The organism is Sphingosinicella flava (assembly GCF_016025255.1).
Taxonomy (GTDB): Bacteria; Pseudomonadota; Alphaproteobacteria; order Sphingomonadales; family Sphingomonadaceae; genus Allosphingosinicella; species Allosphingosinicella flava.
The window spans coordinates 1917006-1943659 of sequence record NZ_CP065592.1; the positions used below are offsets into that span (position 1 = coordinate 1917006).

The 26654-nt window shown below is 64.5% G+C and carries 27 protein-coding genes; 7 read left to right on the forward strand and 20 right to left on the reverse strand.

The features are described 5' to 3' along the window. Together folD and IC614_RS09860 are read left to right on the forward strand one after the other, a co-directional pair. On the forward strand, positions 1-888 hold the full coding sequence (gene folD / locus IC614_RS09855; RefSeq protein WP_200971183.1) for a bifunctional methylenetetrahydrofolate dehydrogenase/methenyltetrahydrofolate cyclohydrolase FolD: 888 nt from the start codon (positions 1-3) through the stop codon (positions 886-888). Beyond that, positions 885-1508, forward strand: coding sequence for a MarC family protein (locus IC614_RS09860; protein ID WP_200971185.1), 624 nt, complete (start codon positions 885-887; stop codon positions 1506-1508). Before folD ends, IC614_RS09860 begins: the two co-directional genes overlap by 4 nt. On the opposite strand, the gene IC614_RS09865 is transcribed toward IC614_RS09860, so the two are convergent. Then, complete coding sequence (locus IC614_RS09865; protein ID WP_200971187.1) at positions 1492-3273, reverse strand: AcrB/AcrD/AcrF family protein; 1782 nt, start codon at positions 3271-3273, stop codon at positions 1492-1494. The genes IC614_RS09860 and IC614_RS09865 overlap by 17 nt on opposite strands. A 77-nt stretch (positions 3274-3350) precedes the next feature. On the opposite strand from IC614_RS09865, the gene IC614_RS09870 reads away from it, so the two are divergent. Further along, positions 3351-3764 (forward strand): GtrA family protein, encoded by a 414-nt coding sequence (locus tag IC614_RS09870; RefSeq protein ID WP_200971189.1) that lies wholly within the window; start codon positions 3351-3353, stop codon positions 3762-3764. Beyond that, the gene (locus tag IC614_RS09875) at positions 3764-4492 is read left to right on the forward strand and encodes a class I SAM-dependent methyltransferase (protein ID WP_200971191.1); all 729 of its coding nucleotides are present in this window, start codon (positions 3764-3766) and stop codon (positions 4490-4492) included. Before IC614_RS09870 ends, IC614_RS09875 begins: the two co-directional genes overlap by 1 nt. Here the strand turns inward: IC614_RS09875 and IC614_RS09880 are convergent. Together IC614_RS09880 and IC614_RS09885 are read right to left on the reverse strand one after the other, a co-directional pair. Then, positions 4426-5451: a glycosyltransferase family 2 protein gene (locus tag IC614_RS09880; RefSeq protein ID WP_200971193.1), complete on the reverse strand. Its 1026-nt coding sequence runs from the start codon at positions 5449-5451 to the stop codon at positions 4426-4428. The genes IC614_RS09875 and IC614_RS09880 overlap by 67 nt on opposite strands. Next, positions 5448-7034: a hypothetical protein gene (locus IC614_RS09885; RefSeq protein WP_207791111.1), complete on the reverse strand. Its 1587-nt coding sequence runs from the start codon at positions 7032-7034 to the stop codon at positions 5448-5450. Before IC614_RS09885 ends, IC614_RS09880 begins: the two co-directional genes overlap by 4 nt. A 171-nt stretch (positions 7035-7205) precedes the next feature. On the opposite strand from IC614_RS09885, the gene IC614_RS09890 reads away from it, so the two are divergent. Then, complete coding sequence (locus IC614_RS09890) at positions 7206-8420, forward strand: glycosyltransferase family 87 protein (RefSeq protein ID WP_200971197.1); 1215 nt, start codon at positions 7206-7208, stop codon at positions 8418-8420. Here the strand turns inward: IC614_RS09890 and IC614_RS09895 are convergent. The 6 genes from IC614_RS09895 to argH all read right to left on the reverse strand — a co-directional run bounded on the left by IC614_RS09895 (position 8374) and on the right by argH (position 14419). After that, the gene (locus tag IC614_RS09895) at positions 8374-9594 is read right to left on the reverse strand and encodes an argininosuccinate synthase (RefSeq protein WP_200971199.1); all 1221 of its coding nucleotides are present in this window, start codon (positions 9592-9594) and stop codon (positions 8374-8376) included. The two genes, IC614_RS09890 and IC614_RS09895, sit on opposite strands and share 47 nt — an antisense overlap. A gap of 68 nt (positions 9595-9662) precedes the next feature. Beyond that, complete coding sequence (locus IC614_RS09900) at positions 9663-10880, reverse strand: SAM-dependent methyltransferase (protein WP_200973190.1); 1218 nt, start codon at positions 10878-10880, stop codon at positions 9663-9665. Positions 10881-10969: 89 nt separating this feature from the next. Beyond that, positions 10970-11926, reverse strand: a complete 957-nt coding sequence (locus tag IC614_RS09905; RefSeq protein WP_200971201.1) for a CorA family divalent cation transporter — start codon at positions 11924-11926, stop codon at positions 10970-10972. Positions 11927-11930: 4 nt separating this feature from the next. Continuing rightward, positions 11931-12791 (reverse strand): UTP--glucose-1-phosphate uridylyltransferase, encoded by an 861-nt coding sequence (locus IC614_RS09910; RefSeq protein ID WP_200971202.1) that lies wholly within the window; start codon positions 12789-12791, stop codon positions 11931-11933. A gap of 21 nt (positions 12792-12812) precedes the next feature. Next, complete coding sequence (locus tag IC614_RS09915; RefSeq protein ID WP_200971204.1) at positions 12813-13046, reverse strand: hypothetical protein; 234 nt, start codon at positions 13044-13046, stop codon at positions 12813-12815. Next, positions 13043-14419 (reverse strand): argininosuccinate lyase, encoded by a 1377-nt coding sequence (gene argH, locus IC614_RS09920; protein ID WP_200971206.1) that lies wholly within the window; start codon positions 14417-14419, stop codon positions 13043-13045. The genes IC614_RS09915 and argH overlap by 4 nt, the downstream gene beginning before the upstream one ends. A gap of 16 nt (positions 14420-14435) precedes the next feature. On the opposite strand from argH, the gene IC614_RS09925 reads away from it, so the two are divergent. Beyond that, on the forward strand, positions 14436-14987 hold the full coding sequence (locus tag IC614_RS09925) for a TlpA family protein disulfide reductase (protein WP_226372631.1): 552 nt from the start codon (positions 14436-14438) through the stop codon (positions 14985-14987). A gap of 37 nt (positions 14988-15024) precedes the next feature. Here the strand turns inward: IC614_RS09925 and IC614_RS09930 are convergent, their stop codons facing one another. From IC614_RS09930 to IC614_RS09940, 3 genes are read right to left on the reverse strand one after another with little or no spacing between them, the layout of a single operon-like run. Next, the gene (locus tag IC614_RS09930; RefSeq protein ID WP_200971210.1) at positions 15025-15828 is read right to left on the reverse strand and encodes a hypothetical protein; all 804 of its coding nucleotides are present in this window, start codon (positions 15826-15828) and stop codon (positions 15025-15027) included. Then, positions 15825-16652: a 2,3,4,5-tetrahydropyridine-2,6-dicarboxylate N-succinyltransferase gene (dapD, locus tag IC614_RS09935; RefSeq protein ID WP_200971212.1), complete on the reverse strand. Its 828-nt coding sequence runs from the start codon at positions 16650-16652 to the stop codon at positions 15825-15827. Before dapD ends, IC614_RS09930 begins: the two co-directional genes overlap by 4 nt. Then, positions 16649-17323 carry a pyrimidine 5'-nucleotidase gene (locus IC614_RS09940; RefSeq protein ID WP_200971214.1) on the reverse strand — a complete coding sequence of 225 codons (675 nt, stop codon included), beginning with the start codon at positions 17321-17323 and terminating at the stop codon, positions 16649-16651. The genes dapD and IC614_RS09940 overlap by 4 nt, the downstream gene beginning before the upstream one ends. A gap of 158 nt (positions 17324-17481) precedes the next feature. Between IC614_RS09940 and IC614_RS09945 the strand changes: the two genes are divergently transcribed. Further along, the gene (locus IC614_RS09945) at positions 17482-19770 is read left to right on the forward strand and encodes a S8 family peptidase (RefSeq protein ID WP_207791112.1); all 2289 of its coding nucleotides are present in this window, start codon (positions 17482-17484) and stop codon (positions 19768-19770) included. On the opposite strand, the gene IC614_RS09950 is transcribed toward IC614_RS09945, so the two are convergent. From IC614_RS09950 to IC614_RS09980, 8 genes are all read right to left on the reverse strand, one after another. Continuing rightward, the gene (locus tag IC614_RS09950; RefSeq protein ID WP_200971218.1) at positions 19771-20124 is read right to left on the reverse strand and encodes a HesB/IscA family protein; all 354 of its coding nucleotides are present in this window, start codon (positions 20122-20124) and stop codon (positions 19771-19773) included. Positions 20125-20197: 73 nt separating this feature from the next. Then, positions 20198-20665, reverse strand: a complete 468-nt coding sequence (locus IC614_RS09955; RefSeq protein ID WP_200971220.1) for an SUF system Fe-S cluster assembly protein — start codon at positions 20663-20665, stop codon at positions 20198-20200. Then, entirely contained in the window at positions 20662-21912 is a 1251-nt protein-coding gene (locus tag IC614_RS09960) for a cysteine desulfurase (RefSeq protein WP_200971222.1), read from the reverse strand. Before IC614_RS09960 ends, IC614_RS09955 begins: the two co-directional genes overlap by 4 nt. Continuing rightward, positions 21912-23120 carry a SufB/SufD family protein gene (locus IC614_RS09965; protein WP_200971224.1) on the reverse strand — a complete coding sequence of 403 codons (1209 nt, stop codon included), beginning with the start codon at positions 23118-23120 and terminating at the stop codon, positions 21912-21914. Before IC614_RS09965 ends, IC614_RS09960 begins: the two co-directional genes overlap by 1 nt. Then, the gene (locus IC614_RS12415; RefSeq protein WP_264175496.1) at positions 23120-23251 is read right to left on the reverse strand and encodes a hypothetical protein; all 132 of its coding nucleotides are present in this window, start codon (positions 23249-23251) and stop codon (positions 23120-23122) included. The genes IC614_RS09965 and IC614_RS12415 overlap by 1 nt, the downstream gene beginning before the upstream one ends. A gap of 197 nt (positions 23252-23448) precedes the next feature. Next, positions 23449-24276: a Fe-S cluster assembly ATPase SufC gene (gene sufC / locus IC614_RS09970; protein WP_200973191.1), complete on the reverse strand. Its 828-nt coding sequence runs from the start codon at positions 24274-24276 to the stop codon at positions 23449-23451. A 327-nt stretch (positions 24277-24603) separates the two neighbouring features. Then, entirely contained in the window at positions 24604-26076 is a 1473-nt protein-coding gene (gene sufB / locus IC614_RS09975; RefSeq protein ID WP_200971226.1) for a Fe-S cluster assembly protein SufB, read from the reverse strand. Continuing rightward, positions 26073-26486 (reverse strand): RrF2 family transcriptional regulator, encoded by a 414-nt coding sequence (locus IC614_RS09980; RefSeq protein WP_200971228.1) that lies wholly within the window; start codon positions 26484-26486, stop codon positions 26073-26075. Before IC614_RS09980 ends, sufB begins: the two co-directional genes overlap by 4 nt. Between the last annotated feature and the right edge of the window lie 168 nt (positions 26487-26654).

A 26654-nucleotide genomic window follows, 5' to 3' on the forward strand; every position in this document is an offset into this window, starting at 1 on the left:
ATGGGCGCGGCGGTCATCGACGGCAAGGCGTTCGCCGATACCCTGCGGGGCAAGGTCGGCGCGGCCGTTGCGGCCTTCCGCGAACAGACCGGCCGCGCGCCGGGCCTCGCCGTCGTGCTGGTCGGCGAGGATCCGGCAAGCCAGGTCTATGTCCGCTCGAAGCACAAGGCGACAGTCGCCGCCGGCATGGAGAGTTTCGAGCATCGCCTGCCCGCCACTGCCGCGCAGGACGCCCTGATCGCACTCGTCGAGCGCCTCAATGCCGACGAGGCGGTGGACGGCATCCTCGTTCAACTCCCGCTGCCCAGGCATATGGACGAAAAAGCGGTGATCGCCGCCATCGATCCGGCCAAGGATGTGGACGGCTTCCATGTCATCAATTCCGGCAAGCTCGCCGTTGGCGAAGAGGCGCTCGTGCCCTGCACGCCCCTCGGCTGCCTGATGCTGCTGAAGGACCGCCTCGGCGACCTCTCCGGCCTCGAGGCGGTGGTGATCGGCCGGTCGAACATCGTCGGCAAGCCGATGGCGCAATTGCTCCTCCAGGAAAGCTGCACCGTCACGATCGCCCACAGCCGCACCCGTGACCTGTCCTCCGTCGTGCGGCGGGGCGACATCGTCGTCGCCGCCGTCGGGCGCCCGGAAATGGTGAAGGGCGACTGGCTGAAACCCGGCGCCACGGTGATCGACGTCGGCATCAACCGCGTGCCGGGCGAAGAGGGCAAGAGCCGCCTCGTCGGCGACGTCGATTATGCGGGCGCGGCGGCGGTCGCGGGCGCGATCACGCCGGTGCCGGGCGGCGTCGGTCCGATGACCATCGCCGTCCTCCTCCGCAACACGCTCGTCGCCGCGTCCCGCCGCGCCGGCCTAGGGGCGCCGGAGGGATTGTGATCGACCTCTTCGTCTCGGCCTTCGTCACCTTTTTCGTGATCATCGATCCGCCGGGCTGCGCGCCGATCTTCGCCAGCCTGACGAACGGAACGGCGCCCGCGCATCGCCGCGCCATGGCGATCCGGTCGGTGTCCATCGCGGCGGGCATCCTTCTGTTCTTCGGGCTGCTCGGCGAAAAATTGCTCGGTGCGCTCGGCATCAGCCTCGCCGCCTTTCGCATTGCGGGCGGGATCATGCTGTTCCTGATCGCACTCGAAATGGTGTTCGAAAAGCGCACCCAGCGCCGCGAAAGCCGCGCCCAGGAAATCAGCGCCACGCCGGAAGCGGAGGATATTTCCGTCTTCCCGATGGCGATCCCGATGATCGCCGGACCCGGTTCCATTGCTTCGATCATGCTGCTCATGGCGCGCTCGGACGGCCCGCAGGAATCGGCTATCGTGCTGGGCGCCCTGGCGGCGATTCTGGTGCTGACGCTCGTCGCGCTGCTGCTCGCCGGGCCGCTGATGCGGCTCGTCGGCCAGAAGGTCGAGGCGATGATCACCCGCATCCTTGGCGTCATCCTCGCCGCGCTCGCCGCCCAGTTCGTGATCGACGGCATTTCGGTCAGCTTCCAGGTTTGACCACCCGCCACATCTTGTAAGGATTGTCCTTCGGCAGCGGAACGGGCTGCAGCCACCCCGGCACCTCGCCCGCCGCGAGCTGGGCGTAGAATCCCTTCGGCGCCTGGTTCTTGTAGATGGTCGATTCGGAAAGGTTGGGGCAGATCAGCACATAATCGATGCCGCGCCGGGCGACGGTGGCCCGGGCATTCGCCGCGCTTCCGCGAAAGGCGCGCTGGACGTCGAGAATGGCCTCCGCATTGCGGTGATAGGGGCCCGCGACCGCATCGTGATGGGTCATCGTGATGAGGCGGGGCCCAAGGTCGACGAAGGTCAGCACATAGCCCCTCGGCTGCCGCGCGATGGGTCTTAGCGCGGCGATGGAGGGACAACGGGTGTTGGCGGCACCAACGGCGCGGCGCATGGGCCCCGGCTTTTCGGCGAAGCGGGATGCGATCCATTGCGGCCCCACGCCGGTGATCAGGGCGAACAGCAGGGCGACGCCGGCCAGCCGGACCGCCACGCTTGCGCGGCGGCGGAGGAGCGGCACCAGGATCCAGGCCAAGGCCGCCGCGCCGGGCACGGCGAGCAGCTGGGCCGCCGCCGCCGCGCGGGTCTGCCAGAGCAGCAGCGCCGCGGCGACGAGGGCGAGTGCGGCCAGCGCCGCCCAGCGTGTCAGGCGCCGCCCATCCCGCCGCGTCCGCCACAGCATCATCGCGTAGCCGATGAGGCCCATCAGGGGCAGGGTCGTCATCATGACGATGGTCTGAAGGTTGTGGGTGTAGACCGGCCGCGCCTCCTTCACATTGTCGAGCCACAGGCGCTGCAGTTCCGGCGGCACGCCCTCCAACCGGCCCAGGCAGTCCGGCCAGGCGAGCGCGAAGCCCGCGGCGAGCGCGGCCCCGCCAAGCGCGGCAAGGCCGAGCCTTTGCAGGGCCCCGCCGCGCACGAACAGCCCGAGCAGGACGGACAGGGCGCCCGCCGCGCTCATCGCCGACAGCCAGACCGGCGAAAGCGCGTCGCAGACCGGCAACCGGTTGGCATGGGACGCGAACAGCAGATAGCCGAGCGCCGTCCCCGTCGCGAGGCTGGCGCCATAAGCGGCGAGCCGCCGCGCCTCGCCGCCGTCGCGCACCCACATCAGGCCGATCGCGGCGCCGGCGAGGGCGAGGTAGAGCAGCATTTCAAGGCCGACCGCGAGCGACAGGGCGGTGGCGATGCCGACCGTCAGCCCGCCCCGCGCCCGCCGATCGTCGGCCAGGCCGAGCATGACGAGGCTGAGAAAGGCGAGCTGCCAGCCATGGTGATCGACGCGCAAGGGCATCCACATGCCGCGCACGGAAGCGGCGCAGAACAGGATGGCGATGCCGAGCGCGAAGGCGGGTGGCGACAACAGGCGCCGCGCCAGGATGGCGATGGCAGTCATCGTGACGGCCATCGGCAAGAACGGGGCAAGCGACAGCGCCGCTTTTTCCGCCATCGCCCCGCCGAAAAAGGGCTTCAGCAGCAGGATGAGGCCGGCGATCGGCAGGTCGGGTATGCGCGACCAGTGGATATTGGCGCCGTAAGGCGGGTCCATCCGATATTGGCGCAGGTCGAACCAGCCCTGCCCGGCGAGCCAGGCGCGCACCTGCATGATCCGCATGTGATCGTCGGTGTCGACCGGCGCGAATCCCTGGATGAGCGCCCAGCGCTGATAGAGGAGCCAGGCCGCCACCAAGATGAAGGCAAGAGCCGTCAGCCAGCGCCAGTGCCGCCCCGCCCAGCCTTCGATCCCATCCGCCATCGCAGCCCCTTTGCTCTTCCCAAGTGCCTATAGGGCCATTAGTCGCTGAAGGGTAAAGGGCAATGCGCGACGGAAGAATGGATATCACCCGAAAAGACAGCGAAGCTCAGGCATTGCTGATGCAGTTCATCCGGTTCGGTATGACCGGCGGGTTCGTAACCCTGCTCGGCATCGGCGTTTATCTGCTCGCCGCGATGCAATTCGATGTGCTGCCCTTCGTTGCTAATGTGCTGGCCTATGCGGTGGCGGTGACGACCGGCTACGTCCTCCACAGCCGCTTCAGCTTCAGGGGGCATGGGCGCCGCGACAATGCGGTGCGGACGACCGGCCGCTTCTTCATCGTGTCGATGGTGAGCCTGGCCTTGAACAGCCTGTTCGTCTGGGTGCTGACCGGACCCTTGGGCGGACCCGATTGGTGGCCGACCATCCCGATGCTGTTCGTGACGCCGCTCGTTACCTTTTCCTTGAACCGTCATTGGGTCTTCGCCTGATGGAACGCGTCATTTACGACCGCATGGCGGAGCTCGACGAGGTGCATTGGTGGTATCGCGCCCGCCGCCGCGTCCTCGCCAGCCTGATCGCGCGGCGGATAGGGCCACCGAAGGAAGCGCGCATCCTGGAGGTGGGCTGCGGCACCGGGCACAATGTGCTGATGCTCCGCCAGTTCGGGACCGTGGACGCGGTGGAGATCGATGCCGATGCGCGCGCCGTCGCCGAAAAGAGGCTCGGCCAGGCGGTCGGCAGCGCGCCGCTTCCCACGCTCGAGGGGGTTGCCGAGGGGGCCTACGATCTTGTCGCCTTGCTCGATGTGCTGGAGCATGTCGAAGACGACCGTGCCGCGTTGCGGTCGCTGGCGAAGCGGTTGAAGCCGGGGGGCAAGTTGCTCCTTACCGTGCCCGCCCACCCCTGGATGTGGAGCGCGCACGACGTCGCGAACCACCACCATCGGCGCTACACGAAAGGCGCGCTCAAGGCCGCGATCCAGGAGGCGGGGTTGAAGATCGAGATGATGAGCTGGTTCAATTCGATCCTTTTCCCGCTCGCCGCCGTCGCGCGGGTGAAGGACCGGCTGACCGGCAAGGAAGGGAGCGACGACGCCTTGCCGCCCGCGCCCATCAACCGCTTCTTCGACGCCGTGTTCGGGCTGGAGGCCTATGCGGTCGGGCGGCTGCCCTTCCCGCCCGGCGTGTCGATCGTGGCGGTGGTTTCGGCGACATAGCCGAGCGACTGGCGCCCGCCCGCCCGGCCCGCCACGTCGGCGACGATATAGAGCGGGCGGCGCTTCGTCTCGATATAGAGACGGCCGAGATATTCGCCGATCATGCCGAGCACGAACATCTGCACCGCGCCCAGCACGACGACGACCAGCATCATCGACGTCCAGCCCTGGATCGCGTTTCCGGCCAGCCAGCCATAAGCGATATAGAGGACGAGCAGGAAGGACACTGCCACCAAGGCGAGGCCGAAATGGCTGGCCCAGCGCAAGGGCGCGGTCGAGAAGCCGGTGATCGCGTCGAAGGCGAAGGCGAGCATCTTGGACAGGGGATATTTGCTGTGCCCGGCATGCCGTTCCCGCCGGTCATAGAGGAAGGGCACCTGCCGGAAGCCGATCCACGCCACCATGCCCCGAATGAAGCGCGCCTGTTCGGGCATGCTGAGCAAGGCGTCGAGCGCGCGGCGGCTCATCAGGCGGAAGTCGCCCGTGTCGAGAGGAATTTCGACATCGGTGAGCCGGGCGAGGAGACGGTAGAAAAGGGAGGCGGTCGCCTTCTTGAACGCCGTCTCTCCAGCCCGGGCGCGGCGGACGGCATAGACGACGTCGGCCTCCTGGCTCTCCATGGCGGCGAGCATATCGCCCAACAGCTCCGGCGGATCCTGCAGATCGGCGTCGATGATGAGAATCTTCTCGCCCGAACACAGATCGAGGCCTGCGGTCAGGGCGAGCTGGTGACCATGATTGCGCGACAGGTTGACGGCGAGCAGGCGGGGGTCGCCTGCCGCAAGCCGCTGCATGACCGGCCAGCTGCCGTCGCGCGAGCCATCGTTCACGAGGACGAGTTCGTAATCCTCCCCCACCACCGCCGTCCGTGCAGCCATTGTGACGCGACGATGAAGCTCGGGCAGGCAAGCCTCCTCGTTGAAGCAGGGGATGACGATCGATAGCTGCGGTCCGGTCATTGGCCTTCCTTGGGAGACGCCCCTGGCGGCGTGCGGTCCGCGACCCGATACAACACGCTCGACCCATTGCGCCAGATTGGCTGGAGTCCTCGCGTCAGTGCCGGGTCATAGGGCGGCGGATTGATCAGCCAGACATAATCAAAGGCTCGGCGCGGGAATTGGGCGAGAGCTTCATTCATCGTCCGCCATTGTTCGAACCGGCAGCGCCGACTGACAACTTGTTGGGATGGATCGCGCCGGAAGCCAACACCATCGGGATACGTGGCCTGCAGGAGCTGCGCGCCGGGCATGGACCATTGGTCGTTGGAAAAAGCATTCCGTCGAACCAAGGCGATACCGGGCAGATGTTCAAGGCGGCTCATCGCCCAAGGTTTGACGCAAGTGGTTCCGACGAAGGAAACGAGGCGGGCATCGTGCGGTAAGTGATCGAGAGCCGCGAGATTGCGGTCATACTCCTTGTCGAAAAGAGCGAAGCTGATTGTCGACCCAATGGTGCGAGCGCCGAAAAACGAGAGGCCCATGACGGCGAGCAGAGTTGCAAGGCGGCGTGAAGCCCCTTGGCGGAAACGAACCGCAAGGGTGGCAACTGCCATCACATAGGGAACCAGCCGCATATCTGCATAATTGGATCCGAATACGATGCGGGGCAGCAGTATATAGACCAGGCTCAGGAAAATCGCCGAGGCTAGGAGGTTGCGTGAATAAGTGAGCCGCCGATGGAAAACAGCAATTACCAGCAGCAGGGCCACGACCACAAGCGCGCCGACGTCGAAATAATACCAGCGATCGCGTAGCGCCATCTCCACCCAGCGCCATTTGAGCGTCCAATTGAACCAATCCGCCGTTTGGCCGGTTACATGCTCCCCGCTTCGCCAGAGCAACATCAGGAGAATCGGAGGCGCCAGTGATAAGCAGTGAAGCCCGGCTGTCCATCCGGCACGGAAAAAGCCGCGCCGCATATCCCACTGCCGCACCAATTCGGCCGAAAACGCCATAACGCCCAAGGTGCCCCATCCGAAGGTATGGGTGACCCAGATGACGATGGACAACGGAACGAAGAGGGCTGCCCGCAATTTCAGGCGACCAAGCCGCGCCAGTCTCAGCCATAAGGCGAAGGCAAGTAGGCCGAGGCCCATGGACAAGGCGAAGTTCACGAAGCCGAAGGCAAAGGGGAAGTTGAAAGCGAAAGGAAGAGCGAAAAAGGCCGTGGGCGGTATTTCCCCATGAACCTCATGCGCCACCCACAGCAATCCGACGGCTGTAAGTACCGGAATGGACAGAATGATCGATTTGGAAGCCAACTCGTTGCCGAATATATGGCTGAGGGGCACGATAAGCAGGTCGACGCCGAGGTTACCGATCAAGCTCCAATCAAAAGTGTAGTAACGAGCGAGAGTCGCCGAGTGAGGCAATTCCATCTGCACATGATAGCGGCCCATATGCCCCGGCAGATCGGTCAAAGGCGGAATTTCCGGAAGCAGCAGAGGCAGCCCGCTCAAGAGAATGAGTGCAGCGATTAGCCATGGGTGTTTCCAAAACGGGCGTTCTGGACCCGAACGTGGAAAGGAAGCCTGTGCGATCATCCAGGATGCATATCATTCGAGGAGCGGAAATGAGCAACAGCAGATGCTAACAGGCCAAGCATGACGTTTGCCGTAAAATTTGCAAGCCGTGGTCAAGGTTTTGTAAACCATGCCCATTTAGGAGCGGGCATTGGATTGAGGGCGATATAACAGCGTGTTTAAGGGGAGAGTATGTCGGAATTGGTAGTAGAAAAGGAGGAAAGAGCGTCCCCGGCTTTTTGGGTCGTTGCAATATTTTTGACCCTTCTCGTCTTCATTCATCACGATCTCCACAACGTCTTCAAGGAGTTCAGCCTATCTGTTGGGCGCGATGTTATCCTGGGGCGCGATTTCGCCAATGTGTTTACCGCAGGCCGTCTTCTTATCGAAGATAAGCTTGCAATCATTTATGATATTGAGAGCTATCGAGCCTACCAAACTGGGTTGTTCGAAGGGGCAATCCGCGAACATAATTATTCCTACTCGCCAGTGTCGTTCCTTTATGTTTGGCTGTTCGGGTTAATCCCCTATATCCTATCGTATATCCTTTGGACTGGGGCGACTGGTGCAGCCTTCATATGGGCGGCGCGTCCTTACATGAAGACAGCGGGATTGCCGGCATGGGTAACGCTTTTGCTTCCCGCGTCGATCATCAATATCTGGGCCGGACATTATGGATTTCTGTTCGGAGCACTTTGGCTAGGTGCCTGGCGAATGCTTGACAGCCGCCCGCGAACCGCCGGCATGCTCGTCGGCTTCATGATCGTTAAACCGCATCTGGCAATTCTGATGCCCTTTGTCCTTGCAAGGCGGCGTGCTTGGATTCCGTTCGTGTATGCGGGTCTGACCGTGGCAGCGGCCATTGCCATATCGATTGTCTGTTTCGGAATCGAACCTTGGGTCATTTACGTGACCAGAACCTCTTCTTTTCAGGCCTCATTGGTGGACGATATCAAGGCCTTCTTCGTCACGATGATGCCGACAGTCGCACCGATCCTGTTCCTGATGGAGCTTCCCGCGCCGTTGATCTGGACCATTCAAGCCATAGTATCGGCGGGAGCGTTCGCCGCAATTCTGCGCTTCTTGCCGAAGGATACAGAACGGGCAGGCTTCGCAACGGCATGCGCCACCTTCCTCGTACTGCCCTATGCCTTCATCTACGACATGACGATCATGAATGTCGCTGCCGCACTCATGCTGACTCAAATGCATCAAGACGACCGGCCTTGGCAGAGGGCGGCCGGTTACTTGGGATTCGTTTTGCCGCTCATCACGATCTTCCTTGGGCGGTGCGATATACCCCTAGCGCCAATAATCATCGCGATGCAATTTGTCGCTTTGCTGGTAAAAACGGCCCCTTTTACCTTGCCTCACGCCGTGCCAGCAGTCGCAGGCGCAGGGCGTTGAGCTTGATGAAGCCTTCGGCGTCGCGCTGGTCGTAGGCGCCTTGGTCGTCTTCGAAGGTGACGACCTTTTCCGAATAGAGGCTGTTCGGGGATTTGCGGCCGACAATGTGCGCGCCGCCCTTGTAGAGTTTCAGGCGGACGGTGCCCGACACCTTTTGCTGGCTGTGGTCGATCGCGGCCTGCAACATCTCGCGTTCCGGCGAGAACCAGAAGCCGTTGTAGATGAGCTCGGCATAACGCGGCATAAGCTCGTCCTTCAGATGTGCGGCGCCGCGGTCGAGGGTGATCCCCTCGATCGCGCGATGGGCGGCGTGGAGGATGGTGCCGCCCGGCGTCTCGTACATGCCGCGCGACTTCATGCCGACGAAACGGTTCTCGACGAGATCGAGGCGGCCGATGGCGTGGGTGCGGCCAAGGTCGTTCAGCTTCGCAAGCAGGGCGGCGGGCGACAGGCCTTCGCCGTCGACGGCCACGGCATCGCCGCGCTCGAAGTCGATCGTGATATAATCGGCCTGGTCCGGCGCGGCTTCGAGATGGTCCGTGCGCGAATAGACATAGTCCGGCACCTCCTGCCACGGATCCTCGAGCACCTTGCCTTCCGACGAGGTGTGGAGAAGGTTGGCGTCGGTCGAGAAGGGCGCTTCGCCGCGCTTGTCCCGGGGCACCGGAATCTGGTGCGCTTCGGCATATTCGATGAGCTTGGTGCGGGACGTCAAATCCCATTCCCGCCACGGGGCGATCACCTTAATGTCGGGGGCGAGCGCGTAATAGCCGAGCTCGAAACGGACTTGATCGTTGCCCTTGCCGGTCGCGCCGTGGCTGACCGCATCGGCGCCGACCTGACGGGCTATCTCGATCTGGCGCTTGGCGATGAGGGGGCGGGCGATGGAGGTGCCGAGGAGATAGAGGCCCTCGTAAAGCGCGTTGGCGCGCATCATCGGGAAGACGTAGTCGCGGACAAATTCCTCCCTGAGGTCGTCGATGAAGATGTGCTCGGGGCGAACGCCCATCAGCTCGGCCTTCCGGCGGGCGGGCTCCAGCTCCTCGCCCTGTCCGAGGTCGGCGGTGAAGGTCACGACCTCGCAACCGTAGGTTTCCTTCAGCCATTTCAGAATAACGCTCGTGTCGAGGCCACCCGAAAAGGCCAAGACCACCTTGCTCACATTCTGCGCCATCGCCCGCCTTTCAAAGAGTCGCGGCGCAATGCCAAGGGCGGGGCCGGTGTTCAAGCATTTAACGTGGATCAGGCGCGGAGCGCCCGTTCGGCCTCGGCGATATAGTCGCGGGTGAGAGGCAAAGCGTCGCGGCGGCGGATATATTGAAGCTGGTAATTGACCAGCCCGCCGTGGCGGAAGGCGACGATGGCTCCGGCGAGATAGAATTGCCACATCCGAAAGAAACGGTCGTCGTAGAGCGCCACGATCTCCTCCCGCCGCTCGGTGACGCGGCGATACCAATGCGCGAGCGTCAGGGCATAATGGAGGCGCAGGGTTTCGACGTCGGCGACGATCATCTTCTCCCGTTCGCTCGCCGCGACGATTTCGGACAAAGCGGGGTTGTAGCCGCCGGGGAAGATATATTTCGCCGTCCAGGCATCGGTGACGCCCGGTCCCCCCATCCGCCCGATCGTGTGAAGCAGCATCACGCCGTCTTCGGCCAGAAGCTCCCGGCATTTCCTGAAGAAGGTCCGGTAATGCGGCGGGCCGACATGTTCGAACATGCCGACCGATACGATGCGGTCGAAACGGCCGGTGACAGCGCGATAGTCGACCAGTTCGAATTGTACGCGATCCCCGGCCCCGGCTTCCTCGGCACGCCGGCGGGCGACCTTCAACTGTTCTTCCGAGAGGGTGATGCCAAGCACGTCCACATCGGCCACCCGGTTGAGATAGAGCGCCATGCCGCCCCAGCCGCAGCCGATGTCGAGCACTTTCTGCCCCGGCTTCAGGTGGAGCTTCGCGGCGATATGCGCCTTCTTGTCGGCCTGCGCGGTATCGAGGTCGTTCGCCGGATCGGTGAAATAGGCGCAGCTATATTGGCGGTCGGCGTCGAGGAAGAGATCGTAGAGCCGATCGGACAGGTCGTAATGATGCGCGACATTGCGTTTCGAACGGCGTTGCCAGTTGAGGTGGTGGAGGCGTGACAAAAACCCGCCTGCACGTTCGCGCAGGCCGCTCTGCCCACTGCCTCGGTCCCACGGGCCGTTGCTTCGAACGAGATCCAGAAGGTCGAGGATTTCGCCCCTCTCCATCACCAGCCGGCCGTTCATATAGGCTTCGCCCGCGCCGAGACGGGGATCGCGGACGATGTCGAAGGGCACGCGAGCGTCGGTGAAACGGATGGCGACGGGCGCACGTGACGGGTCTGCGCTGCCGTAACGGCGGGTCGATCCATCCGCGCCGGTGACCGTCAGCTCGCCTTGTCGGACGATCCGGTCGAGCATCCTGTCCATCAACCGCATCGGACCCATCATGACCTCCCCTTGCGAAAGGATGCGCATGCTGCGCGGCGTGCAGAATAGATCATTGCGAAGGCAGCGAAAATACGGGTTTAGCGCCTGAACCAGTGAAGCCGTGCGAAATAAGCGGCGATGACGAGGCCAATGGCGGTGCAGAAGGCAACCACCCCCCAGAAGGCCCATGGCTCTTGCGCATAGGGAATGCCCCGCACGTTCATGCCAAGGAGACCGGTAACGAAGGTCAAAGGCAGGAAGATGAGCGCAACGATGGCGATGATGAGCGAACGCGTGTCGAGCTGCTCGGCGCGCAGGTCGGTCAATTGTTCATGGAGGAGAGCGGCACGCTCGCGCACCGCCTCCAACTCCTCCGCCATGCGGGCGAAGCGATCCGCGGCGTCGCGGATGTGGAGCTGATCTTCTTCCGCCAACCAGTCGAAGCCCATCGCGGCGAGGCTCACAAGCGCGTCGCGATCGGGCGCGACGAAGCGGCGATAGGCAATGGCCTCGACCCGGATTCCGGCGATTCGCGCGCGCAAGCGGTAAATGCTCCGCGTCTCCAGCTCCGTCTCGCAATCGTCGAGCTGGTCGCCGAGATCGGCCACCTGGGGATCGAGTTCCCGGCTGATCGTGCGGGCGAAGGCGGCGACGAGGTCTCCCGGATCGAGGATGCTGCCCGCCTCCATTTCTTTCACCACCGTGGCGGTCGCGGCCATCGGCCGGCGGCAGACCGATGTGATCTTGCCGTGGCGGACCCAGAACCGAATCGAGACGAGCCGGTCGGTGCTTTCAACGCCTGCCTCGGCGAGGCCGCGCAGGTTGACGAGAGCGCCATCGCTGATCCGGTCGCAGCGCGGCCGGGTTTCGGTGGCGACGAGAGCGCTCGCCGCGACGTCGGGCATATCCTCCTCGCCCGCCAGCAATTGCACTTCCTCGTCGACGCCGTTCTCGGCGTGCAGCCAGACGAAGCCGGGGCCACGATAAGCGGCGGCTTCCTCGCGGCCAATCCGGCGGGCCGGGCCGTCGCCGGCGAGAAAAGCGACGCAACGCATCGTTCTAACCAATGCCCGCGATGAAGGCGCGGACTGCGGGGCCGACATCGTCCCGCTCCAGCGCCAAGGCGATATTGGCCGTGACAAATCCGGCCTTGTCGCCGCAATCGTAGCGCTTGGCGGCGACGGTGACGCCGTGGAAGGGCTGGGTGCCGATGAGGGCGGCCATCGCGTCGGTCAGCTGGATCTCGCCGCCCGCGCCCTTCACCGGATTGTCGAGCACCTTCATCACTTCCGGCTGAAGGATGTAGCGGCCGATGACGCCCAAGGTGGACGGCGCCTCTTCCGGCTTCGGCTTTTCGACCAGGCCGGTGATTTCGGTGGCATTGCCGTCACGCGCTCCGGGCGTGATGATGCCGTAGCTCGCGGTGCGCTCGCGGGCGACGTCCTCGACGCAGATGATGTTGCCGCCGAAGCGGTTATAGGCCTCCATCATCTCGGCAAGGCAGCCGGGTTGCCCCCACATCAGATCGTCGGGAAGGATGACGGCGAAGGGCTCGTCGCCGACAATGTCGCGGGCGCACCAGACGGCGTGGCCGAGGCCCAAAGGCTCTTGCTGGCGCACCGACACGACGCCGCCATAAGGAACGCGGGTGGGCGACAGCGCGTCGAGCGACTTGCCGCGTGCGGCCATCGTCGTTTCGAGCTCGAAGGCGATGTCGAAATGATCCTCGAGCGCGCCCTTGCCGCGGCCGGTGACGAAGATCATCTGCTCGATCCCGGCCTCGCGCGCTTCGTCCACCGCATATTGGATGAGCGGGCGGTCGACGATGGGCAGCATTTCCTTGGCGAAGGCCTTGGTGGCGGGAAGGAAGCGGGTGCCGAGGCCGGCGACCGGAAAGACTGCCTTGCGAACGGGTTTCATCAGGACTCCAGGACTGTAATGTCAGGTGGGCGGTAGATCGAACCGGTCGGTTTCACGCTCCTCCGAGCGGGTGAGCGCTTCTTCCGTCCGTTGCGGGCGTGCAATGGTCGGCTGCTCGAGAAGTTCCGAGGGCGAGGGCGGTTCGGCCGCGCCGAGCGGGGCGGGCGGCAGGCTTTCGCCCGGCGCCGGGCGCAGCGCCTCGCGCTGACCGCAAGCGGCGAGGAGGAGCGGAAGGATCAGGATCGCGGCTCTCATGCGCTGTCTCCCAAAGCGGCGCGGGCATCGGCGATGCGGGCGCGGACCCCCGACGGCGCGGTGCCACCGAAGCTGGTGCGGCTCCCGACCGAGGCCTCGACGCTCAGCACGTCGAACACGGATGCGTCGATGCGCGGATCGATCGCCTGCAGCAGGGCAAGGTCGAGCTCCCAGAGAAAGCAGCCTTTTTCCTCGGCGGCGCGAACCGCCTTGCCGGTAATCTCATGCGCTTCGCGGAACGGCACGTTCGCGGCGCGGACCAGCCAGTCGGCAAGGTCGGTCGCGGTCGAAAAGCCCGCCGCCGCCGCCGCGCGCATCCGATCGGGGCGGAAGGCCGCGGTTTCGACCATCCCGGTCATCGCCGCGATGGACAGGGCGAGCAGGTCATGCGCTTCGAAGACCGGCGGCTTGTCGTCCTGCATGTCCTTCGAATAAGCGAGCGGAAGGCCCTTCATCGTCATCATGAGGCTGGTGAGGCAGCCCGTGATGCGGCCCGAATGGCCGCGCACCAGTTCGGCGGCGTCGGGATTGCGCTTTTGCGGCATGATCGACGAGCCGGTCGAATAAGCGTCGGGGAGGGCGACGAAGCCGAAGGGCTGGCTCGCCCAGATGATGAATTCTTCGGCAAGGCGGGAGAGATGGAGCGCGCACCCCGCCGCGGCCATCAGATAATCGAGCGCGAAATCGCGGTCGGACACGGCGTCGAGGCTGTTCGCCATCGGCCGGTCGAAGCCGAGCGCCGCGGCGGTGGCTTGCCGGTCGAGCGGGAAGCTGGTTCCGGCGAGCGCGGCGGCGCCGAGCGGGCTTTCGTTCATCCGCGCCCGCGCGTCGGCAAAGCGGGAGCGGTCGCGCCGGATCATTTCGACATAGGCCATCAAATGATGGCCGAGCGTCACCGGCTGCGCCACCTGAAGATGGGTGAAGCCGGGCATGACGGTGTCGGCATGCTCCTCCGCGCGCGCGAGGAGGGCGCGCTGGAAGGCGAGGAGCCCGGCGTCCACCGCGTCGATGGCGTCGCGCACCCACAGGCGGAAATCGGTGGCGACCTGGTCGTTGCGGGAGCGGGCGGTGTGGAGGCGCCCGGCGGGGGGGCCGATCAGTTCCTTGAGGCGGCTTTCCACATGCATGTGGATATCCTCGAGCGCCAAGTCCTCGGCTACGCCGTTCGCTTCATATTCGGCGGCGATGCGGTCGAGGCCGTCGCGGATCGCATGCACATCGTCCATGCCGACGATCTTCTGCGCGCCGAGCATGGCGACATGGGCCTTGGAGGCAGCGATGTCCTGCCGCCACAAGCGCTTGTCGAAGGGGATGGAGGCATTTATCTCACGCATCACAGCGGAGGGCCCTTCGGCGAAGCGCCCGCCCCACATTGCATTGGAGTTGCCCGTGCGGCTTTCGATTACTTTCCTCCTTGGCTTTGGCGCCCTTGCGCTCAGCGCGTGCGATACGGAAAAGGCGCCGGAGCCGCAAGGCAATGCGGCGGAAACGGCGCCATCTCAGGCGGCTGGGATCGATCGATCGCATAAGGGGAAGGCGGCGCCGGACGCGGCGTTCCAGGATCCGGACGGCGAGCCCGTGACTCTCGCCGCCTTCAAGGGCAAGCCGGTGCTGGTCAATCTATGGGCGACCTGGTGCGCGCCGTGCATCGCGGAGCTGCCGACGCTCGACGTGCTGGCCGCGGCGGGTACGGTGCCGGTGGTGCTCGTCAGCCAGGACATGGGCGGGCGCGAAGCGGTCGACGCCTTTCTTGCCAAGCGGGCGCTCAAGGCTTTGGACTCGCATCTCGATCCCGACGCGGCGTTGATGACGGCGCTCGGCGCCTCGACCCTGCCGACCACCATTCTCTATGATGCCGAAGGCAAGGAAGTGTGGCGGATGGTCGGCGAGAAGGATTGGTCCGGCGCGGAAGCGGCAAGCCTGATCGCCGAGGCGCGCTAGGCCGTTTCGCGTCAGGGCTGCGCTCGATCAGGCGGGGCTAACGCCGCTCGATGCCGTAATCGATCCTGATCCGGACCCAGCTGCCCACCAGCGGCTTGCCGCCCAGGCGCGGAGGCAGCACCTTGAACTCCCAGGCTGCGGCCAGGACGGCGCGCGTGATCTGCGATCCTCGTGGATATTCGTCGAGCCCGACGCAATCCTCGACCCGATAATCCGGCGCGGTGCGGCACGCGATCAGGCCCCAACCCGGCCCGTCGGCCGTCGACAAATAGCCGCGCAACTGGTCGGGACGAGGCCTACGATACCAGGCCGCCGCATAAAGCGGCTCGCCATTGGGCGCCGTCCCCACCCGTTCGCTGTCGCGGAGAAGGGGGGAGCCGCCTTTGTCCGGCGGGCCATAGACCTGACGGCGCGCCGGCGCCGGCTGGATGGCATTCCGGGGAATATCGGGAGATGGCAACCGCTCGTTCGGTGTCAGAGGGATGATAGGCGGAGCGACCGGTGCGGGCTTTGCTTCGATGGGGGACGTTGGCTCGGCAGTCTGCACGGGCACAGGCTTATCTTCCGTCTGCTGCGGGACAGGCCGCTTATCCGCCTGTTGCACGCGTTCAGGACTGCTCGGCTCGGAGGCTTTCAGGGCTTCTGAGGCGCCGAGGTCGATGACCGTCATGCTCTCCTTTTCCCGGCCGGGCTGCTTGTCCGCGCCGAGCGAGAGCAAAAGGAGGAGCAGGAGCGCTTCGACCAGAAGGGCCAAGCCGATGGCGAGCGTGCGGCGTCCTGCTCCAAGGCGGAGCCGCTCGAGAAAGAGAGGGATGGGAACGAGGCTAGGCTGAAAACTCAATCGCGCAGCAATTCGTTGATGCCGGTCTTGGCACGGGTCTGGGCGTCGACGCGCTTGACGATGACCGCGCAATAGAGAGACGGGCCGCCGTTCGGATCGGGGAGCGCGCCGGGCACCACCACGGCGTAAGGCGGCACCTCGCCCCGGAAGATTTCGCCGCTCGCGCGGTCGACGATCTTGGTGGAAGCGCCGAGATAGACGCCCATCGACAAGACCGCGCCTTCGCGGACGATGACCCCTTCGGCCACCTCCGCGCGGGCGCCGATGAAGCAGCCATCCTCGATCACCACCGGATTGGCCTGGAGCGGTTCGAGGACGCCGCCGATCCCCGCGCCGCCGGAGAGGTGGACGTTCTTGCCGATCTGCGCGCAGCTGCCGACTGTCGCCCAAGTGTCGACCATCGTGCCTTCGCCGACATAGGCGCCGATATTGACGAAGCTCGGCATCAGGATCGCACCTTTGCCGATGAACGCGCCGCGGCGGACGGCGGCGCCCGGAACCGCACGGAAACCGGCGGCGCGGAAGGCGGCTTCGTCCCAACCGGAGAATTTGGACGGCACCTTGTCGAAGGCCGGAGCGCCCGCCGCGCCGCCATCGACCAGGGCGTTGTCGTTGAGACGGAAGGAGAGGAGAACGGCCTTTTTCAGCCATTGGTTGACCGTCCAGCCGCCCCCGCCGTCCGGCTCGGCGACGCGGGCCGTGCCGCTGTCGAGTAGGGCGAGCGCCTCGTTCACCGCGTCGCGCACCGCCCCGGTGGTGGTGAGCGAAATGCCCTCGCGCGCGTCCCAGGCCTGTTCGATCGTCCCTTGCAGCGCGCTCGTCATCGTCTCTTGTCCCCCAGGATTTCGGTTAGCCAGACGCCGATATCCGCGATCCGGTAATCGATAAAGGCCGGATCGGCATCGTGCCCGCCGCTTTCCGAGCCATTGTCGATCCACACCGTCGTCATGCCGAGCGCCTTGGCCGGTTTCAAATTGCGGGCCATGTCCTCGACGAACAAGGCGCGGGAAGGATCGATAGCGTGCGCTTCGCACAGCGCGGCATAGGAAGCGGGATGAGGCTTTGGCACATAGTCCATGGCATGGATGTCGTGCATCCCGTCCCAAAGATTGGCGAGGCCCAATCTTTCGAGAACGCGGGCGGCATAGTCGGCCGACGCATTGGTGAAGATATATTTGCGCCCCGGCAGCCGGTCGATCGCCCTGACCAGCGCCGGATCGGCGGAAATCCGGGCGAGGTCGATGTCGTGGACATAGTCGAGGAAGTCGTGCGGATCGACGCCGTGGGTCGCCATCAGTCCCGCGAGAGTCGTGCCGTGTTCGAGGAAATGCCGCTTCTGTACCCGCCGCGCCTCGGCCGAATCGCAGCTCAGGAGGCGTTCGATATATTCGCCCATGCGAATATCGATCAGCGAGAACAGGTTGGCTGAGGCCGGATAGAGGCTGTTGTCGAGATCGAAAATCCAGGTGTCGATATGGGCAAGATCGGCGTGCATCGCCCTTTCTTAAGAGAGGGCCCCGGAAGACGAAAGCGCGGAAACGGAAGGGGCGTTAAACCGGACCTTTACTTCTGACGAGGTAAGGCAGCTTCATCCTTCATGTTCAATTCATCGGCGATTGGCAAATAAGTCTTTCTTTTAGAGCGGGTTACAGCATGAGCAATCGCGGCAGAAGATTGGCATACGCCCTTTCGGTGGCGGCTTTGTCGGCGGCGCTCGCCGCTTGCGGCGGCGGGAATAGCGGCAGCGCGCGCCCCGCGCCTCTTCCCGCGCCGCCCCTGGTCAATCCGCCGCCTCCGCCGCCTCCGCCGCCCCCACCCCCTCCGCCCCCTCCAGCGTCGGTCAATTACGACACGTCGGAATATCGCCGTTCGAACGGCGCGAGTTCCGCGGGCGCCCTTGCGGCTTATAATGCGGGTGGGCGCGGCCAGGGCGTGAAGGTCGCCGTCGTCGACAGCGGCATCAACCCGAACCTGCCCGAATTCGCCGGACGCATCGACAGCGCGAGCCGCGACATGGTCGCCAGCCGCGGCGTCAGCGACACGGAAGGACATGGCACGGCGGTGTCCGGAGTCATCGCCTCCAATCGCAACGACAGCGGCATCATGGGCGTCGCCTTCGAATCGACGATCCTTTCGCTCAACACCTCCAACCCGAACGATTGTTCGGCGGACGATGGCTGCAAGCATTACGATAACGACATCGCGCGGGCGATCGATGTTGCCCGCCAGAACGGCGCGCGAGTCATCAACATCTCGCTGGGCGGCGAGGGCGCGGGAAGCAGCGTGCTGTCTGCCGTCAGCCGCGCCACGGCGGCCGGGATCGTGGTGGTGATGTCGGCGGGCAATGAAAGCACGGCCAATCCAAGCGGCTTCGCTCTACAATCCGCCGCCTACGGCAACGGGCTGCTCATTATAGCAGGCGCGCACGATGCGACGGGACAGCTTTCCACTTTTTCAAACAAGGCGGGCACGGGCGCGCAGCATTATTTGACGGCACTCGGCAGCCGCGTCTTGGCTCCCGATGAAAATGGCGGTCTCTATTATTGGAACGGCACTTCCTTTTCGGCACCGGTCATCAGCGGTGCAGCCGCGCTCCTCGCCAGCGCCTTTCCGAACCTGACCGGCGCGCAGATCGTCCAGCTTTTGCTGAAGACGGCTGACGATGCCGGAGCCGCCGGGCAGGATGCGGTCTACGGCCGGGGCATTCTCAACATCGCGCGCGCTTTCCAGCCCCAGGGCACGACCACGGTGGCGGGCAGCGCCGTCCCCGTGTCGACGACATCAAACGGGCAGACGTCGGGCGCGATGGGCGACGCCAGCCAGGCCATGAAGGGCGTGATAATTCTCGACGGCTATTCGCGCGCTTATGCTGTGAACCTCGCGCGGACCTTGTCTCGCATTCCGGCCGAGCGCCCGCTTTCAAGCGCCTTTTCAGGCAATACCCGGACGCGCGCGGTGTCGGCTGGTCCGGTTTCCGTATCTCTGACCGTCGAGCGGGATTTTACCGGCAAGGCGCAGGTCGGTCTCGCGCAAACGGGGCTCACTTATGCAGACAGCCGTGAGGCAAAGGCGGTGGCCGGTATGGCGATCGCCCAGGTGACGCCAAGGACGGCGGCGGCCTTCGGCTTTTCGGAAAGCGGGCGTGCCTTGCAGCGGCGGCTGTCCGGCGCGGAGCAGAATGCCTTCCTTGTCGCCCACGATCCGATGACACGCACCGGCTTTTACGGCCAGGGCGCCAACAGTTTCGGCGTCCGGCAGAATGTCGCCGGTTTCGGTGTCACGGCGACGAACGAAGCCGGGCAGGTCTATCAATCCGGCCCCTCCTTCGGTCTTCCGGATTCGAAATACCGGATGACCGCCGTCACCGTGGACCGGCGGATCGGGCCGGCCAGCGTTTCCGCCGGCCTGTCTCAGCTGCAGGAAAGCGACACGGTGCTCGGCGGCCGGTTCGGCGCGGCCTTCGGCGCGAACGGGGCGAAGACGCATTTCCTCGACATCGGCACGGCCTATCCGGTCGGCGCGGGCTGGAACGCCGCCGTCAATTACCGGCGCGGCTGGACGCGGATGAATGTGTCCGGCGCGCTTGCCGACAGCGGCGCGCTGGTGAGCGACGCTTTCTCGTTCGATCTGGCGCGGCGGAGCAATTGGGCGCGCGGCGACAGCCTCGCCTTCCGGATCATGCAGCCGCTGCGGGTGCGCGTCGGCGGGTTCGGGATGAATGTGCCCGTTTCCTACGACTACAAGACCGGCGCGGTCGGCTACGAACGGCAGTTCTTCAATCTCGCGCCGACCGGACGGGAACTGGATTTCGAAGCGGCTTACGGCTTGCCGACCTTTGGCGGGCACCTCAGCGCCAATGCCTTCTACCGGATGCAGCCGGGGCACATCCAGGCGGCGAGCGCCGATGTCGGCGCGGCGATCCGCTTTACCCTGGGGATGTGATCAGACGGTAAAGCTCTCGCCGCAGCCGCAGCTGCCCTTGGCGTTGGGATTGTCGAAGACGAAGCCCGCGGCGAAATCGTCTTCCTTCCAGTCCATGCGGCTGCCGATCAGATAAAGGATCGAGGCGCCGTCCACGAACAGGGTGCCGCCCGGCGTGTCGATCCGCTCGTCGAAGGGATCGGCCGTGGTCACGTAGTCGACCGAATAAGCGAGGCCCGAGCAGCCGCGGCGCGGGGTGGAGAGCTTGACGCCGACGGCGCCTTCGGGCGCGCGGGCCATCAGGTCGGCGATGCGCTGCTCGGCGGCGGGCGTCAGCGTCAGGGCTGCGGGGCAAGTGCGGGTGACGGTGGTCATGAGATCTCCGATAAGCCCTCCCCCTCGATGGGAGGGACTTTAAGGGGAAGGGGCGCCAGAGTGCCTTGCACCATTACAGCATCCCCAATTCGAGTTTCGCTTCATCCGACATCTTCTGCGGATCCCAGGGCGGATCCCAGACGAGCTCGACTTCGGCATGGCCGATGCCGGGGACGGAGCCGACGCGGAGTTCCACTTCGCCGGGCATGGATTCCGCGACCGGGCAGTGCGGCGTCGTCAGCGTCATCAGCACCTTGGCGTGATTGTCCGCGCCGATCTGGACGTCATAAATGAGGCCGAGATCGTAGATGTTCACCGGGATTTCCGGATCGTAGATTTCCTTCAGCGCGTCGATCACCGCTTCATAGAGATCCCCGCCGGGGTCGGTCGGCAGCTCCTCCTGCGGCTTCTGCGCGAGGAAGCCGGCGAGATAATCGCGCTTGCGCTCGAAGCCTTCGCGCGGCGCATCGTCGACGCGCGCCTTGGGCGGCTTCGCGGCTTCCGTCACCTCTTCGACTTCAATCTTCCGTTCCTGGTTCATCCGAAAATTCTCGCTACGCGTTCGATGCCCTGCACCAGCGCCTCGACATCTTGCGGGCCGTTATAGACGCCGAAGCTGGCGCGGGCGGTGGCGGGCACACCGAGTTGATCCATCAAAGGCTGGGCGCAATGATGCCCGGCGCGGATCGCCACCTGGGCCTCGTCCAATATGGTGCCGATATCGTGGGGATGAACCCCCTCCATCACGAAGCTGACGATGCCGGCACTGTCCTCCGGCCCGAGCAGACGGACGCTGTTGATGCGGGACAGCGCCTCGCGGGCCTGGGCGACGAGGGCCGCTTCATGAGCGTGAATGGCTTCAAGGCCGATGCCGTCGACATAGTCGATCGCGGCTTCCAGCCCCAGCGCGCCCACGATGTGCGGCGTGCCTGCCTCAAACCGCATTGGCGGCGGGGCATAAGTCGTCTTTTCGAAGGTCACGCGGTCGATCATCGCGCCACCGCCTAGCATCGGGGGCATCGCCTCAAGCAGTTCGCTGCGCGCCCAGAGGACACCGATGCCGGTCGGGCCATAAAGCTTGTGACCGGAAAAGACGTAGAAGTCGCAGTCGAGGTTCTGAACATCGACCGGCAGGCGCGGCACGGCCTGGCAACCGTCGAGGAGCAATTTGGCGCCGACCTTGTGCGCGATCCGCGCCGCGCGCCTGGCGTCGAGGATCGAGCCGAGGACGTTCGAGACATGGGCGAAAGCGATGATCTTGTGCCGCTCCGTCAACATGGCCTCGGCGGCGTCGAGATCGATGCGGCCGTCCGCAGTGAGCGGCGCGACGTCGATCTCGGCGCCGGTTTTCTCGGCGATCATCTGCCAGGGGACGATGTTGGAATGATGCTCCAGCACGGAAAGGAGGATGCGGTCGCCGGGCTTCAGCGTGATGCCGCCCCAGCTTTGCGCGACGAGGTTGATGCCCTCCGTCGCACCGCGCACGAAGACGATTTCGGAGGGGCTCTTCGCGTTGATGAAGCGGGCGACCCGTTCGCGGGCTTTTTCATAGGCGACCGTCATGTCGGCCGAGCGCGTGTAGACGCCGCGATGCACGGAGGCATAGGTCTGCGCATAGGCGCGGTCGATCGCTTCGATCACCGGCTTCGGCTTCTGCGCGCTGACGGCGGTGTCGAGATAGTGCCAGCCTTCCGGAATCGCCGGGAAGTCGGTGACCACGTCGAGGGGACATTCCGCTACAGAAAGACGTTCGTCCGGAGCGAAGTCGAGGGGCGTTGGCACGTTCATCAGCGCGGCCCTTCCTTCCCCTCCCCCTTGATGGGGGAGGCCGGGTGGGGGTGATCTACGTCGGAGGGCTGAGTATTTCCGGAAACATCACCCCCACCCAACCCTCCCCCATCAAGGGGGAGGGCTTTTAGGGAAAGCCATTTCATCGCGTCGGCGTGGAAGGCATCGCGCACCTTTTCCTCGCCGATCCGGTCGATGGCGTCGGCGACGAAGGCCTGGGTGAGGAGGGCTTTGGCTTCCTCAAGCGGCACGCCGCGGCTGGCGAGGTAGAAGAGGGCGTTGCGGTCCAGCTCGCCGACCGTCGCGCCATGGGCGCATTTGACGTCATCGGCGAAGATTTCGAGTTCCGGCTTGGCGTTGATCGTCGCCGAACGCTGGAGGAGGAGGCCGCGCAGGGATTGCTCGCCATCCGTCTTCTGTGCCCCGCGCGCCACTTCGACGCGGGCCGCGACCGAGCAGGTGGCCTGGTCGTCCGCGACCGAGCGCCAGACCTGGCGGCTCATGCCGTGCGGCGCACTGTGGCGGAGGACGAGGTTGGCGTCGTGACGCTGTTTGCCGCGCGCGAGCAGGGCGCCGCCCGCTTCTGCGAAACCTTCCTCGCCCTGTAGGTCGATGTGGCCGTCGAGGCGCGTGTCCGCGCCACCCGCCGCGAGCGTGACGGAGACGAGGCTGGCGCCTTCCCCAAGCGTGGCACGGTCGGTGAGGCTGACGAAGCCGCTTTCGCCGATCAGACGGCGGCTCAGCATCAGGCGGGCGCTCTTCGCGAGGCGGATGCCGGTGAGGCGGTTGGTCCAGCCGCTGCCGACATAGGTTTCGACGATGCTCGCCTGAGCATCCGCGTCGAGCGCGATTTCGGCGGGGAGATGGTCGGCGGCGCCGGTCGAGACGTGGATGACCTGGATGATCCCGGCCGGGGCGTGATCCCGGCCGAGGCGCAATGACCAGCCTTGCTGTCCAGTGAGGCGGGCGAGGGGATGATCGTCGGCACGCGCTTCGACCGGACCGATGGTGAGCGGGCCGAGGGTGCTGCGGCTTTCGTCCAGCCTGCCGTCGATAAAGACGAGGCGCGGGCCTTCACCGTCACAGGCGATCCATGGAAGATCGCCGGGTGTCGCGCCGCCCGGCCTCCTAGCGGCAATATCGGGTAGCGCTGACAGGTCGCTCCAGCGCCAGCCTTCGAGCCGATTCGAGGGGAGATCGAGCAGCATCAGAGCGCCTCCGCCCAAATGCGCTTCGAGGGGAAGTTGATGAAAATGATGCTGTGGCGATGTTTTCCGGCCTTGCCTGCAGCCGGGGCGTGGAGGGCGCTCCGGAACAGCAGGTTCGACAAGGTCTGCATGGTTGAAGGCCAAGCACGAACAGGGGTCTGTAGGAAAGTCGTAAGTGTCGAGTGCCCCATAGCCCCTCCCCTTGATGGGGAGGGGTTGGGGAGGGGTGATGGTTGGCGTAAGGCAGTGACCTTCCCCAGCATCACCCCCACCCAACCCTCCCCCATCAAGGGGGAGGGCTTTAATGCATCAAGGGACAAGGTGAGCTTCACGCCGCGATTGCTCCATAGCCTTCGCGTTCCAGCTCCAGCGCGAGTTCGGGGCCGCCCGATTTGACGATGCGGCCGCCCGCGAGGACGTGGACGAAATCGGGCGCGACGATGTCGAGCAGGCGTTGATAGTGGGTGATGAGGAGCACGGCCTTGTCGGCCTTGCGCATGATGCGGTTGATGCCTTCGCCGACGACACGCAGCGCGTCGATGTCGAGGCCGCTGTCGGTTTCGTCCAATACGGCGAATGTGGGGTCGAGTATGCCCATCTGGACCATCTCGTTCCGTTTCTTCTCGCCGCCCGAAAAGCCGACATTCACCGGGCGCTTCAGCATATCCATGCTGAGGTCCAGCGCCCCCGCTTGCTCGCGCGAGAGGCGGAGGAAATCGCCTGCGCTGATCTCCTCCTCGCCCCGCGCGCGGCGCTGGGCATTGAGCGCGGTGCGCAGGAACTGGACGTTCGACACGCCGGGGATCTCGACCGGATATTGGAAGCCGAGGAACAGGCCGGCGGCGGCGCGCGCGTCGGGATCGAGGGCGAGCAGGTTTATCCATCCATCGTCATTGCGAGCGGAGCGAAGCAATCCATCTTCGGCGCCATGGATTGCCGCGTCGCTCCGCTCCTCGCAATGACGAGGGCGGAAGAGAACGGAGCCTTCCGTCACCTCATAACCGGGCCGGCCGCCGAGCACATAGCCGAGCGTCGACTTGCCCGCGCCATTGGGGCCCATGATCGCGTGGACCTCGCCCGCCTTCACCTCGAGGCTGAGGCCGTTCAGGATCTGCTTGCCGTCAACTTCGGCGTGGAGGTTTTCAATTTTGAGCATCATTCCAATTCCACGATGATCCGACGCTGAATCGAACCTTCTTCAAAAACTCCAGATCGGCTACCGGCCACCCGAGTGCATTGCCCAAAACAAAGGGTGTACCGCAAAGGGGGCAATAGGCTTCCGAATCGTCATTTAAAGGCACTTCGCTGAACCCGTCCGCGTCAGCACGAGGATCATCGATTTCCAGGGTGCACCATTCGTCAATCTGAGCCGGTGGAAACACATTATGGCAATTGTAGCAGCCACAAAGGGTGCTCCGTAGTATCTCAGAAGCTGTATTTCGGGCATACCAATAATCCTGTCCTCGAGGCACATCCTCGAACTTCACCCGACACTCCCCTCCAAACTGATCCCCAGCAGCTTCTGCGCTTCCACCGCGAATTCCATCGGGAGCTGCTGGAGGACTTCCTTGGCGAAGCCGTTGACGATGAGGGCGACGGCGTCTTCCTGGTTCAGGCCGCGCTGCATGGCGTAGAAGAGCTGATCGTCGCTTATCTTGGAGGTGGTCGCCTCATGCTCGATCTGCGCCGAGGGATTCTTCACCTCGATATAGGGGACGGTGTGGGCGCCGCATTGGTCGCCGAGCAGCAGGCTGTCGCATTGCGTGAAGTTGCGGACGTTCTCGGCGCCCGCATTCACTCGGACGAGGCCGCGATAGGTGTTGTTGGACTTCCCCGCGCTGATCCCCTTCGACACGATGGTCGAGCGGCTGTTCCTGCCGATGTGGATCATCTTGGTGCCGGTATCGGCCTGCTGCATGTTGTTCGTCAGCGCGACCGAGTAGAATTCGCCGACGCTGCCCTCGCCCTTCAAAATGCAGGACGGATATTTCCAGGTGATGGCGGAGCCGGTTTCGACCTGCGTCCAGCTGACCTTCGAACGGTCGCCCGAGCAGAGTGCGCGCTTGGTGACGAAATTGTAGATGCCGCCTTTGCCTTCCGAGTCGCCCGGATACCAATTCTGGACGGTGCTGTATTTGATCTCGGCATCGTCGAGCGCGACCAACTCGACCACGGCGGCGTGGAGCTGGTTTTCGTCGCGCATGGGAGCGGTGCAGCCTTCGAGATAGGAGACGTAGCTGCCCTTGTCGGCGACAATGAGCGTGCGCTCGAACTGGCCGGTATTTTCCGCGTTGATGCGGAAATAGGTGCTAAGCTCCATCGGGCAGCGGACGCCTTCGGGAATGTAGACGAAGGTGCCGTCGGAGAAGACCGCGCTGTTCAAACAGGCGAAATAATTGTCGCGCTGCGGGACGACGCTGCCGAGATATTTCCGCACCAGATCGGGATATTCGCGGATCGCTTCGGAGATGGAGAGGAAGATGACGCCGGCCTTCTTCAATTCCTCGCGGAAGGTGGTCGCAACCGAGACGCTGTCGAACACGGCGTCCACGGCGACCTTGCGCGCGCCTTCGACGCCGGCCAGCACCTTCTGCTCCTCGATCGGGATGCCGAGCTTTTCGTAGACGCGGAGGATTTCGGGATCGACCTCATCAAGCGAGCCCAATTTCTCCTTCGCCTTGGGTTCGGCGTAATAATAAGCGTCCTGGAAATCGATGGCCGGAATGTCGAGCTTCGCCCAGCTCACTTCCTCCATCTCCAGCCAGGCGCGATAGGCCTTGAGGCGCCATTCGAGCATCCATTCCGGCTCGCCCTTCTTGGCGGAGATGAAGCGGACGGTGTCCTCGTTCAGGCCCTTGGGCGCGAACTCCTGTTCGATGTCTGAGGAGAAGCCCCATTCATAGGTGGAGGCGCGGTCGGCGGCTTCCTGGGCATCGCGGTTACGCACGTCGGTCACGCTACTTCACCTTGGCTGAGAGTGGCGAGGCTGACGCTTGCGAGCGCGCCGCGCACCGCGCCCGAAACGGCGCTCATATGGGGTTTCACTTGGCAGCTGCTCTCCAGCGCGCACTCTAAGCGCGCCGTTTCGGCACAGGCGGTCATCGCGATCGGCCCTTCCACCGCTTCGATAATATCCGCGAGGCTGATTTCGCTGGCGGTTTTCAGAAGCTGAAAGCCGCCGCCAGCGCCACGCGCCGAGGCGAGCAGACCCGCGCTTGCCAGCCGCCCGACCAGTTTCTGCGCAGTGGGGAGCGGCACGCCCGTTTCCTCCGCGAGCAGGGTCGCGTTGAGGCGCGCGCCCGCGCCATGGCGGGCGGCTGCGGCCATCATCACGACGGCATAATCGGCGAGGGAAGTGAGGCGCATCTTTTATAATCGGACTGATTCGTTCCGATTGGCATGTGGCCTCGGAAGTCGAGGAAATCAACCGCCCCTTTGCGTCATTCCAGCGAAAGCCGGAATCTTCCGTGACGAAGGCAGTGAGATTCCAGCTTTCGCTGGAATGACGGTGTTGCTTTTGGGGGAGGCGGGTTA

What these genes read in the sequence shown, in the direction of transcription:
- folD (WP_200971183.1), top strand. Translation starts at nt 1, where the DNA reads ATGGGCGCGGCGGTCATCGACGGCAAGGCGTTCGCCGATACCCTGCGG.
- IC614_RS09865 (WP_200971187.1), bottom strand. Translation starts at nt 3,273, where the DNA reads ATGGCGGATGGGATCGAAGGCTGGGCGGGGCGGCACTGGCGCTGGCTG.
- IC614_RS09870 (WP_200971189.1), top strand. Translation starts at nt 3,351, where the DNA reads ATGGATATCACCCGAAAAGACAGCGAAGCTCAGGCATTGCTGATGCAG.
- IC614_RS09875 (WP_200971191.1), top strand. Translation starts at nt 3,764, where the DNA reads ATGGAACGCGTCATTTACGACCGCATGGCGGAGCTCGACGAGGTGCAT.
- IC614_RS09880 (WP_200971193.1), bottom strand. Translation starts at nt 5,451, where the DNA reads ATGACCGGACCGCAGCTATCGATCGTCATCCCCTGCTTCAACGAGGAG.
- IC614_RS09885 (WP_207791111.1), bottom strand. Translation starts at nt 7,034, where the DNA reads ATGATCGCACAGGCTTCCTTTCCACGTTCGGGTCCAGAACGCCCGTTT.
- IC614_RS09890 (WP_200971197.1), top strand. Translation starts at nt 7,206, where the DNA reads ATGTCGGAATTGGTAGTAGAAAAGGAGGAAAGAGCGTCCCCGGCTTTT.
- IC614_RS09895 (WP_200971199.1), bottom strand. Translation starts at nt 9,594, where the DNA reads ATGGCGCAGAATGTGAGCAAGGTGGTCTTGGCCTTTTCGGGTGGCCTC.
- IC614_RS09900 (WP_200973190.1), bottom strand. Translation starts at nt 10,880, where the DNA reads ATGCGGTTGATGGACAGGATGCTCGACCGGATCGTCCGACAAGGCGAG.
- IC614_RS09905 (WP_200971201.1), bottom strand. Translation starts at nt 11,926, where the DNA reads ATGCGTTGCGTCGCTTTTCTCGCCGGCGACGGCCCGGCCCGCCGGATT.
- IC614_RS09910 (WP_200971202.1), bottom strand. Translation starts at nt 12,791, where the DNA reads ATGAAACCCGTTCGCAAGGCAGTCTTTCCGGTCGCCGGCCTCGGCACC.
- IC614_RS09915 (WP_200971204.1), bottom strand. Translation starts at nt 13,046, where the DNA reads ATGAGAGCCGCGATCCTGATCCTTCCGCTCCTCCTCGCCGCTTGCGGT.
- argH (WP_200971206.1), bottom strand. Translation starts at nt 14,419, where the DNA reads ATGTGGGGCGGGCGCTTCGCCGAAGGGCCCTCCGCTGTGATGCGTGAG.
- dapD (WP_200971212.1), bottom strand. Translation starts at nt 16,652, where the DNA reads ATGACGAGCGCGCTGCAAGGGACGATCGAACAGGCCTGGGACGCGCGC.
- IC614_RS09940 (WP_200971214.1), bottom strand. Translation starts at nt 17,323, where the DNA reads ATGCACGCCGATCTTGCCCATATCGACACCTGGATTTTCGATCTCGAC.
- IC614_RS09945 (WP_207791112.1), top strand. Translation starts at nt 17,482, where the DNA reads ATGAGCAATCGCGGCAGAAGATTGGCATACGCCCTTTCGGTGGCGGCT.
- IC614_RS09950 (WP_200971218.1), bottom strand. Translation starts at nt 20,124, where the DNA reads ATGACCACCGTCACCCGCACTTGCCCCGCAGCCCTGACGCTGACGCCC.
- IC614_RS09955 (WP_200971220.1), bottom strand. Translation starts at nt 20,665, where the DNA reads ATGAACCAGGAACGGAAGATTGAAGTCGAAGAGGTGACGGAAGCCGCG.
- IC614_RS09960 (WP_200971222.1), bottom strand. Translation starts at nt 21,912, where the DNA reads ATGAACGTGCCAACGCCCCTCGACTTCGCTCCGGACGAACGTCTTTCT.
- IC614_RS09965 (WP_200971224.1), bottom strand. Translation starts at nt 23,120, where the DNA reads ATGCTGCTCGATCTCCCCTCGAATCGGCTCGAAGGCTGGCGCTGGAGC.
- IC614_RS12415 (WP_264175496.1), bottom strand. Translation starts at nt 23,251, where the DNA reads ATGCAGACCTTGTCGAACCTGCTGTTCCGGAGCGCCCTCCACGCCCCG.
- sufC (WP_200973191.1), bottom strand. Translation starts at nt 24,276, where the DNA reads ATGCTCAAAATTGAAAACCTCCACGCCGAAGTTGACGGCAAGCAGATC.
- IC614_RS09980 (WP_200971228.1), bottom strand. Translation starts at nt 26,486, where the DNA reads ATGCGCCTCACTTCCCTCGCCGATTATGCCGTCGTGATGATGGCCGCA.